15 protein-coding genes and 1 tRNA gene are annotated in these 13,325 nt (G+C 62.9%); 3 read left to right on the top strand and 13 right to left on the bottom strand.

The features are described from left to right. Positions 1-167: 167 nt before the first annotated feature. A complete protein-coding gene (locus tag C8D87_RS11340; RefSeq protein WP_233442032.1) occupies positions 168-1,190 on the top strand; it encodes a tetratricopeptide repeat protein in 1,023 nt (340 codons plus the stop codon). Here the strand turns inward: C8D87_RS11340 and C8D87_RS11335 are convergent. From C8D87_RS11335 to C8D87_RS11280, 12 genes are all read right to left on the bottom strand, one after another. Continuing rightward, positions 1,155-1,730, bottom strand: a complete 576-nt coding sequence (locus C8D87_RS11335; protein WP_215732286.1) for an NUDIX domain-containing protein — start codon at positions 1,728-1,730, stop codon at positions 1,155-1,157. The genes C8D87_RS11340 and C8D87_RS11335 overlap by 36 nt on opposite strands. A 33-nt stretch (positions 1,731-1,763) precedes the next feature. Next, positions 1,764-4,817 carry an NACHT domain-containing protein gene (locus tag C8D87_RS11330; protein WP_146771679.1) on the bottom strand — a complete coding sequence of 1,018 codons (3,054 nt, stop codon included), beginning with the start codon at positions 4,815-4,817 and terminating at the stop codon, positions 1,764-1,766. 91 nt (positions 4,818-4,908) lie between these two features. Then, a tRNA-Lys gene (locus C8D87_RS11325) sits at positions 4,909-4,981 on the bottom strand. A gap of 381 nt (positions 4,982-5,362) precedes the next feature. After that, the gene (locus tag C8D87_RS48860; RefSeq protein ID WP_325049653.1) at positions 5,363-6,040 is read right to left on the bottom strand and encodes a site-specific integrase; all 678 of its coding nucleotides are present in this window, start codon (positions 6,038-6,040) and stop codon (positions 5,363-5,365) included. A 415-nt stretch (positions 6,041-6,455) separates the two neighbouring features. Then, positions 6,456-6,650, bottom strand: coding sequence for a helix-turn-helix domain-containing protein (locus C8D87_RS11315; protein WP_112226619.1), 195 nt, complete (start codon positions 6,648-6,650; stop codon positions 6,456-6,458). A gap of 18 nt (positions 6,651-6,668) precedes the next feature. After that, positions 6,669-8,243: a replication initiator gene (locus C8D87_RS11310; protein WP_112227036.1), complete on the bottom strand. Its 1,575-nt coding sequence runs from the start codon at positions 8,241-8,243 to the stop codon at positions 6,669-6,671. A 26-nt stretch (positions 8,244-8,269) separates the two neighbouring features. Further along, complete coding sequence (locus C8D87_RS11305) at positions 8,270-9,640, bottom strand: FtsK/SpoIIIE domain-containing protein (protein WP_325049652.1); 1,371 nt, start codon at positions 9,638-9,640, stop codon at positions 8,270-8,272. Between the two features lie 89 nt (positions 9,641-9,729). After that, on the bottom strand, positions 9,730-9,948 hold the full coding sequence (locus C8D87_RS11300; protein ID WP_146771678.1) for a hypothetical protein: 219 nt from the start codon (positions 9,946-9,948) through the stop codon (positions 9,730-9,732). 222 nt (positions 9,949-10,170) lie between these two features. Continuing rightward, a complete protein-coding gene (locus C8D87_RS11295) occupies positions 10,171-10,422 on the bottom strand; it encodes an AMED_5909 family protein (RefSeq protein WP_233442031.1) in 252 nt (83 codons plus the stop codon). After that, positions 10,409-10,669 (bottom strand): hypothetical protein, encoded by a 261-nt coding sequence (locus C8D87_RS11290; protein ID WP_146771677.1) that lies wholly within the window; start codon positions 10,667-10,669, stop codon positions 10,409-10,411. Before C8D87_RS11290 ends, C8D87_RS11295 begins: the two co-directional genes overlap by 14 nt. Further along, complete coding sequence (locus tag C8D87_RS11285; protein WP_112227034.1) at positions 10,669-10,881, bottom strand: hypothetical protein; 213 nt, start codon at positions 10,879-10,881, stop codon at positions 10,669-10,671. Before C8D87_RS11285 ends, C8D87_RS11290 begins: the two co-directional genes overlap by 1 nt. Further along, the gene (locus C8D87_RS11280) at positions 10,881-11,333 is read right to left on the bottom strand and encodes a hypothetical protein (RefSeq protein WP_112226615.1); all 453 of its coding nucleotides are present in this window, start codon (positions 11,331-11,333) and stop codon (positions 10,881-10,883) included. The genes C8D87_RS11285 and C8D87_RS11280 overlap by 1 nt, the downstream gene beginning before the upstream one ends. 159 nt (positions 11,334-11,492) lie before the next feature. Between C8D87_RS11280 and C8D87_RS11275 the strand changes: the two genes are divergently transcribed. Further along, the gene (locus tag C8D87_RS11275; RefSeq protein WP_112226614.1) at positions 11,493-12,236 is read left to right on the top strand and encodes a DUF5919 domain-containing protein; all 744 of its coding nucleotides are present in this window, start codon (positions 11,493-11,495) and stop codon (positions 12,234-12,236) included. Between the two features lie 11 nt (positions 12,237-12,247). Then, positions 12,248-12,721: an NUDIX hydrolase gene (locus tag C8D87_RS11270; RefSeq protein ID WP_112226613.1), complete on the top strand. Its 474-nt coding sequence runs from the start codon at positions 12,248-12,250 to the stop codon at positions 12,719-12,721. Here C8D87_RS11270 and C8D87_RS11265 read toward each other — a convergent pair. Further along, on the bottom strand, positions 12,718-13,278 hold the full coding sequence (locus C8D87_RS11265) for an HD domain-containing protein (protein WP_112226612.1): 561 nt from the start codon (positions 13,276-13,278) through the stop codon (positions 12,718-12,720). The two genes, C8D87_RS11270 and C8D87_RS11265, sit on opposite strands and share 4 nt — an antisense overlap. Positions 13,279-13,325: the final 47 nt, after the last annotated feature.

Here is a 13,325-nt window from a genome sequence, read left to right as displayed (position 1 = left end):
AGGAACGGGGGAACGTGACGAGAAGAAAACGCGGCGAACCGCCGCGAACGCGGTTGCAGGCGGTTCGCGAAGAGCTGGGACACACGCAGGACCACGTAGCCAGGTACTTCCTGAAGCGTGGCCCTCAGATAGGCGTTGCGGTGGCGTCTCCATCAGCGCTGGGCATCATGATCTCGCGCTGGGAGAACGGCCACGTCGAAGTCACGGAGCCCGGCTACCAGCGACTGTTCCGTGAGGTCTACGGCCGTTCAAACGAGGAACTCGGCTTCCCACCCGAGGTGACGAGCCAGTCTGCCGAGGAGCTGCGTGATCGCCTTGTCGTGGCGCGCAACATCGACACGGCGATGCTTGATCTGTTCCAACGCCAGGTGAACGACCTACGCAGCTCAGACCGCCACTTCGGCGCGCAGGTCGTCCTCGACCAATTGAACAACCTCGTCCGCCAGATCGAAGACGTACGGGTGTTCAGCGTCAGCTCCAAGCATCGCGAGCGCCTTGCCGCGATCCTCACCGACGCACGAACGCTTGCCGGGTGGACGGCACTCGATCGAGGCTCGCAGCTCCAAGCGTGGCAGTACCACGAGGACGCGAAAGTCTCTGCGAGAGAAGCGGATTCGCCGCAATTGCTCGCACACGCCACCGCACAGCAGGCCGTCATCCTGCTCGACATCGGAGAGCCGGCCGCAGCGGTCGAACTGCTGGAGTACGCGCGCTACGTGGCGGAGAACCGGGCGCCGTCGCTGTTGCAGAGCTGGCTCGCCGCCGCGCACGGCGAAGGCCTTGCGGCTGCTGGCCACCGTGACGCCTCGCTCCGCGCCTTCGATGACGCAAGCTCTTTGCTGCCAGCGAATCCGGTTGATCCCGAGATGCCGTTCCTTCTCCTCAACGATGGCCAACTCGTGCGATGGCGCGGCAACGCTCTTCTCCGGCTTGGAGATCCGGACGCGATCACGCAGCTTGAAGCCGCCGTTGCGGACCTCGTCCGGCCAGAGCGGTCAGCGGTACGTGGTCTGACGAACACGTACGTCGATCTCGCATTCGCGTACGCCGCCGCCGGCGACGGCCGAGGAGCGCTTGAGTACGCGCGCAAGGCACGGCAACTCGCAACGCGCATCGGCTCTGATCGCCAGCGGCAGCGGCTCGCGAACCTGGAGCTACCTGTCCCCAGGGGTGGTCGCGACATTGCGTGAAGCCAAGTAGTACAGCAGCGGAATGATCGCGCCGGAGCCAAGGACTTCGCCGCGTTGCACCAGTTCGAGAACGCGGCTGACCGGAATCCACTCGATCCGAGCGGCTTCCTCCGCGTCTGTGGGCTCTCCCACCTTCTCTGCAGTCCTCCACACGTACGCGTCTACGGGTGCGTCGATGATGCCGGGCAGGGGCTGGAAGGTGCCGATGTGCTCAGGCTCGCCGATCGGACGCCAGCCGGTCTCTTCTTCCGCTTCGCGTGCGGCCGTGGCCGCTGGCTCCTCGCCTTCCTCCACCAGGCCGCCAATCAGCTCATAGCCCCACTGGTCCACTGCGAACCTGTAGCGCCAGAGCGTCAGCACTTCCTCGTTGTCGTTCACGAGGAGCGCCACCGCCACGTGGTCAAGTCTCACGACGTGGTGCTCGAACCGGCTCCCGTCTGGCGGCTCCACGTCAACAAGGTCAACCTTTACCCAACGATTGTCATAAACGACCCTCGAACCATGGACTTTCCACTTCAATTCCTCCGGATGCTCCGTCACGCAAACAGCATACGAGACCGAGACATGCACTGCCTACACATCCGGCTCAACGACCATTTCAGGAAAGCCCCCGAGTAGAGCAATCTTGACGTTAGGTAGCATGTCTGCGATTTTGGGTCGAAGCGCATTACTGCTAGCATTAATGAGGACATGCCGCAACGAGGTTAGTCCACGAAAGAACTCGATACTCTCCAGCGGATCCCCATCAATGGTCAACACCCTCAAATTTGAAAGACTCCCTAGAGGAGTCAGGTCCAACCCGCTTGCAAACGTAAGGGACAATGCCTCCAGGGATTCAGCCCAACGCGCCAGACCTGAAACATTCTCCAATGAAGCACAGCGCTTCAACGCGATCGACTCTGGCTTATCAAGAAAGAACAGCTGATCTACACTCCGCAGATCTTCTGCCGCCTCAAGACGCAAGGAACTTAGCGCCCAGTTCGGCTCAATCTTGGCAAGGTCATCCGCCTTCACTCCTCGCGCCACGCCAATAGACTTCAGATTTGGAAGCAACCGAAGAGAGTTAAAGTTTGCAACCTCAACAAAACCGAAGAACTCCAAAGCCTTCAGGCTTTTCAGACCAGTAAACTCACTAGCGTCAAGCACCAAAGAGTGGGTGTTACCGAGTAGCCAGAGTGAAAGCTCCTCGACAAGCGGAGGAAGAAGCCCCATTGGAAATCTAACCCTGGGGTCAAGAGACAAGGTAAGGCTGCGAACTTTCTGCATCCTCTCCAGTGCCACCACTTTAACAGGATCGTCGATATACATCCACGTGGGCGTCATTTCCGAGATGATCGCCTGGGCGTAGATTTCTTCATCGAACCTTCTCCAGGAGCGAAACAATTCGTCCTGCACGCTCTTACGGGCATCGCGAATGAAGCGCTTAAGCAGAGGAATTGCTTCGTCAGACCCCGTCTCAACAATTGCTCGGATAGTATTAACGGTTTCCTTAGCCGTCTCAGGGCGAGATCTTGCCAACAGATCGAGCACGAAAGCACCAGCGGATGCAAATGATTTAGCGGCCGTTAGCGTCTTAGGCGGAAGAAGTGCGGCCGCTCGTTTGTGGATCGTGGACCGCAGTTCCGCACTCAACGTCGGCGCAGTTTCCAAAGATGCCAAAGCCAGCAGCACAAGGGTGTCGTGCTTTTCGGGTTCCGAATCGGCTCGCTCCAGAAGTCCAGAAAGTAGTTCCTCTCTCTGCTGACTGGACGCGTGTCCTACAGCCATAACAACGACTTCATGCCATTGATCAACATGCGCATTGGCTACCAAGGTTCCGACATCGTCAGAATCCAGAACAGCACTGCGCGCGCAGAGGTATTCCTGGAAGGTGCGATGAATGAAGTCAACTCTTCCGTGAACCGGTTCCCTGAGAAGACCGGATCTTTCGAGAAGGTTTCGATATACGTCACCTGCATTGTGCTTGACCTGCGGCATCAAGACGAGTTGCCGCCTCAACTGCTCTATGGCTCGCTCAGTCTCAATGTCGCTGCGACCGTTACGGATAAGCCAATATGCGAGATGCCCCAAGAGAAGCGTCTTAGCCGTCCTACTGAATCCTTCGAGCCCGGAAATTTGCCGCTCCAGGTCTCGCCGTTCAAGCATCATTTGCATCGCGACGTCGTATAGCTCGATCCGATTTTCAGGCAAGACCGCTCGACGATCCTTATGCAGCGCGCAAATAAGAGCGCATAGCAGCGGGTAGCCAGCCAGCCTTCTCAGATGACTGTTCGTTTCTAGCTTGTCCAGGAGCCCGTCTTTATACGCTTCGATCTCAGATTTATACTCTTCATCCACACTCAAGGAGCGCATCGCATCGTGCCAACGCTCGATAAATACTCGCACATCTCGAACTGCCATCGGCTCGAGGTCGAGGACATTAAACTCTTGGTCACTTAGCCACTCAGGTGCCGCAGCACCTGGACGAGAGGTGACGATGAATCGCGCTGCGGGAAACTGCTCAACAATATCCTTCAGCCAATTTCGTACTTCGAGTCTCCTGGCAGAGGGAAGCTCGTCTACACCATCAACTAGCACGACCGCCCTGCCGCTTCGCAACAGTCCTTGAACCCACCCCTTAGGCATCTCATCAGCAATGTGCCTGCCAACTTCGTCGAGAAAACGTTCGGGCGCCGGAAAGTCTTTGTCGACATACCGCCTAAGAGGGATGAGAAACGGAATAGTCTCATTCCATTGGGCGAGCACTTCGGGGAAGTCTCGTAGGGCACTGCGAACTGCGATCCAATAGAGCAAGGTCGTCTTGCCGAGACCCGCTTCACCACGAATGAAAAGACGTTTATTACTTACGAGCAGTTCTTCGATTCGGGTACTTGGATTCGATCCCTCGTCTACATCACTGCGGGAAGCAGTCAGGCTGATGTACGCGACTGTGAGGGGGTACCTTCGGCTCGCATCCGTCAGTGTCACCCCGAACATTTCGATATTGTCTAGCTTGCGAGCAACCAACTGGCGATAGTCGTAATCAAACCCAAAGGATCGATCCCTTTGCGGAAGGCGGGACAGAACTTCCCGAATTCCATCTATTATCTCACGGTCACGACGCAAAAGCTCCGTCAGCGCACTAGAGGAAAACTGTGGTAGGCCGCGGGATATCTCAATTACATACCCGCAACTCTCCCTCAGGAGCAAATTGTAGAAGCTGGTCCCGTCGCTCGAAAGGAGGCCGACTTGATTGCTAGCGCGTTTGCGAATTGCTCGATCTAGGTGACCGGCATCCAAGTCTGCAGCAAACAGATCACTGTCGACTATAGGAGCTTCCTCAAAGGTTGCACGTACTGCTTCGATCGCAGCAAGCTTTTCGTTATCAGGGAGGCTCCGAAACTCTACTTCGACCAGCGGTTCCAGACGCTCAGCGATCGCTTCAGCAAAGTCATCCATGAGCCGACTGAACTTGCGCTTGTCTCGATGCTTCGTTAGCCGTGCGGACGCAACGTCGACCGCACTTGCGGTCACTTCTGCGGCGACTTTCTGATCACCTAGCCAAAGCTTGGCTGCCGTCCGAACTGCGACGGTGCCGAGCTGGATAAGTGCGGCTTCGAGCGACATCGCACCATCTAAGCGCAGCACACAGGCTCTTGCGCAGAGTTCGCCCCAAACGGAGTATTCAGGCGAACCTTCGCGACCGTCATGCGAAGGTCAGGCTTCTCCGCCTGCTAAGTGGGCCGCCAGGGACTCGAACCCTGAACCCGATGATTAAAAGTCACCTGCTCTGCCAATTGAGCTAGCAGCCCTTGGGGCACAGCCTACCGACCCCCGCATCCGAGTTCAGCAGGGTGGTCCGTCTAGGGCTGTGGCGGCGCCCACACACGCCCGTCGGCGCTGCCGGCAGGCCCCGTACACTGAGGGACGAGGTGCAGGTCAGACCGAGTGGATCTTGTCCTGCCGTTTGTCCTGTAACCGAGGTCGTGAGGGGCACCTGGTGCCTGTCCAGGACACCTGCGGAGCCTCAAAGTAGCTGGTAGGCGTGCTCCGATGGAGTGAACTTCGGTCTTTTAATCTTCGGGTTCAGGGTTCGAGTCCCTGGCGGCCCACCAAACCCCCAGGTCACAGGCCTGGGGGTTTCGTACTTCACGGGGCCTGCCACACCATTGCCGCACTTTTCGCCCTGACTTTCAATCTGCATCCTCGTCGGGTTCGTCCTGGTCAGGCCTCTTCAGGACGTCTTCCAAGGCCTCCGCCGCCCTCTTGTCGATCGCCTTCCGGGCGAAGTAGACGTCCTGCGTCATGGACGGCCGAGCGTGCCCGAGCTGGTCCGCGACCAGACGCGGCGTGAGCCCTGCCTCATCGAGGATGGTCGCCGCCGTCTTTCGGAAAACGTGCGAAGTCACCCAGGCGAACTCTTCCCCGCCCCTCGCTTTCCGGAGGTCCCTCCGCGTGTTCGACGGGTCGCGCAGGCCGCCGAGGGCATTCGGGAAGATCGGCCCGTTCGGGAAGCTGGTCGTGGCGTGTCGCCGCTTCAACATGTCCAGCGCCCAGTTGGGCAGCGGAAGCGTGCGCTCTCCCGCCTCGGTCTTCGTGGACTTCCGGATGAGCCCGACACCCTTGGCCCGGATCACCGTGTAGTTCACGGCGACCGTGCCGGCTTCGAAGTCGACGTCCTCCCAGTAGACGGCCAGCGCCTCACCGATCCGGACGCCCGTGGCCATCATGAAGCGCGACAGGTCAGGAAGGTCCCGCTTCACGGCCTGCTCGTCCGACTCCAGCATCTCCAGCCACAGGAGCCGTTCTTCCAGCGTGAGCGCCCGCGGACTCTTCTTCCGCCCGCTCTCCAACGGGTCGGTGTCTCGCACGGGGTTCGTGTCCAGCGCCTTGTGAGGAACGCATCGATCCTGGCGACCGTCATCTCACGTATCCGCAGCTCGCCAAGGCCCTTCACCACATGGCGGTCCAGGACGCTGCGGTAGGTGTCGAGGCTGGACGGCGACCGCTTGCCCATGTCGACCATCTTTTGGAACTTCGCGAGCCAGAGCGCCAGCGCTTCGTTGAACCGGCTATCTGGCGTGAGCGAGTCGCCGCGAGGCCCCTTGCGCTCGGTCAGAGCCTTCTTGAGGTTCCTCTCGGCTACCGCCTTGGTCTTGCCACGTCGCTCCACCGGCCGCGTCTTGCCGTCGTAGTCGCGAAACTTCGTCGTGGCACGCCAGCCAGAAGCCGTTTGATAGCAACGAATCGAGCCGTAAGTGCCGATATCAAGCGGTGGGCGAGGCATCACGCCACCCCTTCATGCAGATGCTCGAACCAGCCGCGGACTTCCGAAGGCAGGTACCGCAGGTGCTTGCCAACCCTCCGAGCAGGCGGACCGTAGTTCTTCGTTCGCCACCCGTAGACCGTGTGGACCGGGACGTTCAAGAAGGCCGCAACATCGCCGACTGTCCACAACGGCTCGAACTGGTGTGTCTCCATGGTTGTTCTCCCCCTAGATCACGCAGCTTGCGGAGTTACCGAACTCCCCGGAGGTCCGGCAGACGCGAGCAGCGCAGCTGTGTATTCGGCCTTCCACCTGCGGCGCTCTGCGACAGCGCTCAGAAGCAGATGAGCCCTTGGCGGCACGCTGGGATCACCGGGCTGGAGGTTGTTCCAGACCAGCCGCTTTGGTTCCTCGTCCGGTTTGATCCCGACGTCCGCGAGCAGTTGCCGAACGAACGTCCTCCGGTCGTGCTTGTGGTCCGCGAGCGACTTCCCCGACCACTTCCGCGACACGAGCACCCGCCGCCCAGCAACGCCGAGCGTGGTTCGCTTGTGCGCCTTCCCCTTGCACTTGCCCGGCACTGTCGACAACCGAGCCCCGCGAGGCTGGACGCCGTAGAGCAGCCACACCGCACACTGCGGCGAACAGGGAGTCACCGCGAGCTCAGCGCACAGCCGTTCGGCGTGGTCTTCCTGCCGGGCGGTCCGTGCCTCGAAGCACTCATCGATGCTCTTCGTGAGGTACTTCGTCAGGTAGCCGATGTGACGGCCGGCTTCCTCCGTCCCGCCGAGGATGCCCTTGGAGTGCACCTGCACCCCGAACCGCGCCACGTGAGCCGGACGCTCGACCTGGTCCAACGCTTCGTCCCAGGTAGGCAAGGCCCTTCGCGTCTGCGGGTCGACGAACCCGTTGGCCCGGACATCCCACACCGGCAGGTTGTCACCGCTGTACTTGATCTCGTCATGCTCAGGCCACCAGACCTGGTGGTACGTGGCCTCAGCGACCGCCCGCAGCTCAGCGCGGGAGATGCTGCCCCGGACGGCTGCGTGCCAGTGCGGAGCCAACCGGCGCTGCGGCTCGACCGTCGAGAAGTACTGGACGTCCCAGCCCACGCAGCGCCGGAGGTTCTGCACGAACCGGTCCAGGAGCGCCGCGAAGTGCACCGCATCTCGAGCAGCCCGCCGGTAGTTGTATGTCGCCGGATCAACCGGAGTGCCGTCGCTGCGCACCTTGCCGTAGGTGTCGAGCGTCAGCGTGAGGAACGTCGAGGGCTGGTATTTGCCCCCGAACACCTTGCCGACCGTGCGCTTGCTGACCGGCCGCCGAGGCAGGTTCGGCGCGTCCTGCCGCCGCCTGGTCGACCTCTTCCGTGCCGCCTTGAGCGGAGCTTCCAAGGAGGGAAGCGAACCGCGGACTCCGAGTTGCCGAAGTTCGGCGTCGACCTCCGCGACCTCGTCCCGCACCTCTTCCGCGCCGACCTCGTCACCCTCATCGAGGGCCAGGCGGTAGGCCTTGACCAGGTCAGCCCGGTACGCGGTCAGCTCCCGCTGATCGTTCGTCGGCATGTCCGGCGTGAAGTCGGGTTCCTCGGTGAGGTGCCATCCCTCGCGGCACTGCGCCATCCGCAGACGCCGGTTCTTCTCGGCGCAGGTCGGGCACACACTCGCGACAGTCGAGCCGCACGGCACGGGCACGATGTCCACGCGTCCGGTGTCGAGGTCGATTCGTTCTTTGGCCAGCGGCCGGACGCACACGCCGTGTTCTTCGGCGACAGCGCGAGCGACGTCGAGCGCGGCCGGCTGCTTCATCCGCTCCGAGCGAGTCAGGTACTCGGTCACGCCGCCGCACTCCCTTCAGTCCTTTCGGGGAACTCGTGCACCGTGGCCGGGGCGAGGTAAACGCCCAGCTCAACCAGGTCCGCATCCGTGACGTGGAAGGCCCTCGCACGCTCCGGTTCGCGCTGTCCGTCCTCCTTGAGCCAGGCAACACCGGGCGTGTTCTCGCTGATCTCATGAGCCGCCGCGCCGCGTTGCCGAACGCCGTCGCCCAGGACCATGTCCACCTGCACCGGCTCGTCCAGGCGCAGTGCCACCCGCGTGGTGAACAGGTGCCGGAAGCTCACGACCTCCTTGCGCGGGTCCTGGACCAGGCCCACGACGGCGTAGCCGGGTGCACGTCCCTGCGAGGTGATCGTTTGCACGGCACGCGTGGCGCGTTCGCGGAGGTTCCGGTCTGGCTGATAGGCGATCAGGTCCGCCAGCTCATCCACGATCAGCACCGTGAACGGTTCCCCCGTGCTCCGCGCCCAGAGCCGCCGAATGCCCCTGTAACGAGCCGCGCGTTCCTTGACCTCAGCGACGATTTCTTCAAGCAGGGCAACAGCTTCTGGCCCGTTGTCATAGATGACCTTCTCGAATGCGTCCGGGCACTGGCCCAGCTCCATACCGCCCTTGGGATCGATGCCGACGAGCCGGACGAGCCCAGCCTTGATCGCCGGGGCGAGCTGCCACACGATCGACCACAACACCGAGCCCTTGCCCGCACCAGGCACGCCGACCACGAGGACCTGAGAGCCGAGCAGCTTCAGCCGCCAGGGCTTACCGGTCTCGGTACGCCCGACGATCACGCGCTTGAGGTCGACCTCTCCGACGTCGGCGAGCGATGGCACAACAACCGGCCGCGACAGCGGGTCGGAGTGGATGAAGTCGAGTTCGAGCACGCGCGGCTTGAGCACCCGCACCCGGCAGGATCGGGCGTTGAACGAGTGCGCCAGGTTGTCCCGCCGCGCTTCCCACTGCTCCGGCGACTGCGCCGGGATCATCCGCACCCGGACCTTGTCCCGCCAGCCCTCAGACCGGACGCGACGCAGCTTCGGCCGGTACTCCCGTCCCCGGTTGTCCTTGGTCAGCTCCGCCAGCCGCATCACCGTGCGCCACTGCGGCACGTAGACCGTGGGCCGACGCCACTCCGTCAGCAGCCGATACCAGCCGTGCCGCAGGAACGAGTCCCGATCGAGGCCGTACCAGACGGTCAGCGCACACACGAGCGACAGCAAGGCCAAGACCAGCGGAGACAGCCCGAACTGCCGGTAGCCGGCATAGCCACCGAGGCCGAGCATGACCGTCAGCGGGTAACGCACGGCGAGAACCGCGAGCTTCACCACCAGGCGGACAGCCAGCCACAGCAGCGCAAACGGCGCGAGCACGACCTTGACCCAGCCAGGAAGCCATACCCACCAAGGAAACTGCGGACGTGCGCCCTCGAAGGGCGCGGGGTCGATCCACCGGTTGCCCTTCATCGCGCACCGCCCAAGCACGCGATGCACTGAAAGACACTGCCAACGCTCGGAATGCGTCCAACAGGCTGGAAAGCTCCAGCACCGTTCGAGCACTGCGCCTTACAGGTCAGGCACTCGAAGCCCTCGGCCTGCGCGGCGGTGAGTTCCAGCGTCTCCACGGTGCCCCCGTCGAGAACCACGACGTAAGTGGAGATGGTTTGCTTGCCGGAGATCATCCGATCCCACAGCAGTTGCTTGGTAGTCCCGTCTAGCGCACGACTGCGCTCAGGCTCTACGCTCATCGTTGTTCACTCCCAGTTGGGTGAGCAACGCAGGAGCGGCGAGGTTGGTAGCCGGTTTCCGCTCCTGCGTCTCAGGTTCTCGTTACGCCGCAACAAGGCGTGCGGCATCGCCGCGTGACCCCGCAGAGTCACGCGCTCTATCCAAACAGGACTGATCTAGCGCTTGCGAGTCTTGATCGCCTCGCCCTTCTCGCGCTCACGGTTGGCCCAGTAGAGGGCTTCGTGGTGGTGAGCCCGATCGATCTCGGCGACCCGCGCGTACACCTCCGCAGAGCGCAGGTAGTAGTCCTTCAGCACCTGCGGTTTGGACCTTGGATTGGGCAGGAGCTTGCTCAGCACGTCGTGCGCTTCGCTCAGCGTCGTGACCTGGTCAGCCATGCCCCAGTGCACGACCTCAGCCGCGGGCATCCTGTTCTCCCTCCGCGAGCGCGTGACGCCCTTCCTGGCTGCCGAGGTGATCGGCCAGCTTGGATGCCTCGCGCGACAGCTCCCGGCAGAACCGCATCAGTACGTCGGACCCGCCGGGGAAGGGCGGGAGTTGGATCGCGATGTTGACCGGGTCCAGGTAGATCACCAGCGCGGGAACCTGCGGCGTAACTCGAACCATCGCGGCAGCAGCGTCACGCCCAGGCGTGCAGGTGGCGTTGAACCCCATCACTCTCCGCCTTCCTGCCGCGCCGCCGAGGCCTGAAGCGCCTTCCATCCCTCCGCCAGGACTTCCTGGAGTCGCGGCACCGCGTCGCGGTCGATCACGAGCACGGCCGGGAAGGCCTTGCCGAACCGCACTTCGACCCGGTCGGCGAACGGCATTGCGAGGGGACGCATCGGGAGATCGGCGGTCACGTGGACCCGCACCATGTCCGGCATCACGCGGCCTTGGCGGCTGGCTTAGCACCGACCGGCTTCATGCCCGACGCGCGCAGGCTGTATCCGAGCTTCGCGCGGCACCGGTGACGCTCGCCCGCGTGCACTCCACGGCAGCCCTTGTCATCGATCCATGGAGTGACCGTCAGTCCCTCGAAGACCACCGGCCGCACATCGGTGCCGGGAATCGCCTCCGGCGGGACCGGCTGGTGAGGCGCGGAGATCTTGACCGTGACGACCGCGTCCGTCTTGCGCTCGGCCGCCTGGTCAATCACCAGGACCGACCACACCAGGAGGCCGGTCTCCTTGTCCTTCTCCTGTTCCGGCGGCAGCCCCTTCGCCCGTTCCTCAGCGCTCTGGAACTTCAGCACCGGCTCGACGCCCATCACGAGCGCGCCCCTCGGGAACACGAAGTCGTGACCCGCCGGGAGCCTGCTCCCACCTGTGATCGCCATCGTCTTGCTCCTGTCGTCTGTGCCGCCTGACCTGCTGTCAGCCGTTCTCGACACCTACGACTTTCGGCGAAATGCGAGGACGCAAGCACCGCATAGCAGGACATCTCAGGACGTCTCTGTTAGGTTGAAGACGTCCCTAGTCATCCCTCGGGAGGCCCAATGGCCAACGACCGCCTACGCGAAGCCCTGCTACGCAACGGCTTGAGCCTCGACCACGTGGCCCGCGCGACCGGTGTCGACCCGAAGACCGTCGAACGCTGGATCACTAAGGGCCGCATCCCCTACCCGCGCCACCGCAACGCCATCGCCTCGATGGTCCGCGAGACCGAGCACTACCTCTGGCCCGACGCGGTAGCCGCGGAACGCAAGGCCGAGATCGCCGAGTCCGAGGTCGTCAAGGTCTACCCGCACCGCAACAACATCCCCGCGGAGCTGTGGGACCGGCTGCTCAGCGACGCCACCGAGCACATCGAGTGCCTGTCGCTCGCGGCGCTGTTCATCGTCGAGCGGCCGATGTTCGCGAAGGAACTGCGCGCGAAGGCCGAGAACGGGGCGAAGGTCCGCCTTCTGTTCGGAGACCCGGCCGGCCGCGAGGCGTCCCGGCGGTCCGAGGAAGAGCAGCTAGGCAAGGGCACCGTAGCCGCACGCATCCGCAACGCCCTGGCGTTCGTCCGGCCGCTGGTCGACGTGCCCAACATCGAGATCCGCCTGCACAAGACCACGCTCTACAACTCGGTCTTCCGCTTCGACGACGAGATGATCGTCAACACCCACGTCTACGGGTTCCCCGGTGCCCATGCGCCCGCGCTGCACCTGCGTCGGTTGTCGGCCGGGGACTTGTTCGAGACCTACTCCGAGAGCCTGGAGACCGTCTGGGCTTCCGCCAAGCGCGCGACGTTCTGAGGAGCCGCACTGTGGCCCGCACCGACTACTACCACGATCCGAACGCCCCGAAGGCGACCAACATCGTCGTCGCGGTGAGCGCGTTCGTGCAAGACGAGCACGGCCGACTGCTGATGATCCGGCGCACTGACAACGACCTCTACTCGATCCCCGGCGGAGCACAGGACGTCGGCGAGACCATCGGCCAGACCGTCGTCCGCGAGGTCAAAGAAGAGACCGGAATCGACGTCGAGCCCATCGACATCGTCGGCGTCTATTCCGACCCCAAGCACATCATCGCCTACACCGATGGCGAGGTGCGGCAGCAGTTCTCCATCTGTTTCCGGGCGCGACCGATCGGCGGCAAGCTGCGGACGAGCAACGAGTCGAGCGAAGTCCATTGGGTCAACCGGGAAGACCTCGACACCCTGAATATCCACCCATCGATTCGGCTCCGAGTCGGGCACGGGTTCGAGGACCGATCGACGCCCTACTTTGCGGTTTAACTGAGCCCCGCCGACCGGAGACGGACTTCTGTGCGCTCGACGGCAGCGATCAACTCAGGCTTGGCTTGCCGAGTGAAGAAGGTAACGAGGTCCTCCGGCCCATAGCGGCCTTGGATCTCCTCGATCCGGTCGTGCACATTGGTTCGACTGCCATCCGGTGTCGTCGTCATGTCCGCCCACCAGAGAGCGTCTCGTAGAGGCGTCTCCTCGTCTCTCCACTCGGCAAGTTCTCCAGACAACCCGCGGAGCTCTGCTTCCCGATAGGCACAAGAGTGGTGTGCGACCAGGGCACACAGCCGTTCCGGTGCGCGCTGTGCCGCCAGGTATCTGGCTCCGTCCAACGCATGAAATCCGGTCACCTTCACAGACGGTGCGTAGCCGATGTCGTGCAAGATGGCAGCTGCAAGCAGCAGATCTGCCTCCGCTTGCCCGAAGAGCGGGGCAGCTAGGCTAGCCCGGCCGCGCACGCCTTTGACATGCAGCCACCGCTGCGGCAGCTGCACAGCGAGTGCGCCCTCGGCCAGCTCCGCCGCCCACCGAACTACATTGGCCTCCACCGTCTACACGGTAGCCGGGCGTGCGCCACGGATGCCGTCTGCCAGCT

This window comes from Lentzea atacamensis, from assembly GCF_003269295.1.
Classification (GTDB): Bacteria; Actinomycetota; Actinomycetes; order Mycobacteriales; family Pseudonocardiaceae; genus Lentzea; species Lentzea atacamensis.
Note: the sequence above shows the minus strand (reverse complement) of the source record. Positions and strands in the feature narration are given on the sequence as shown.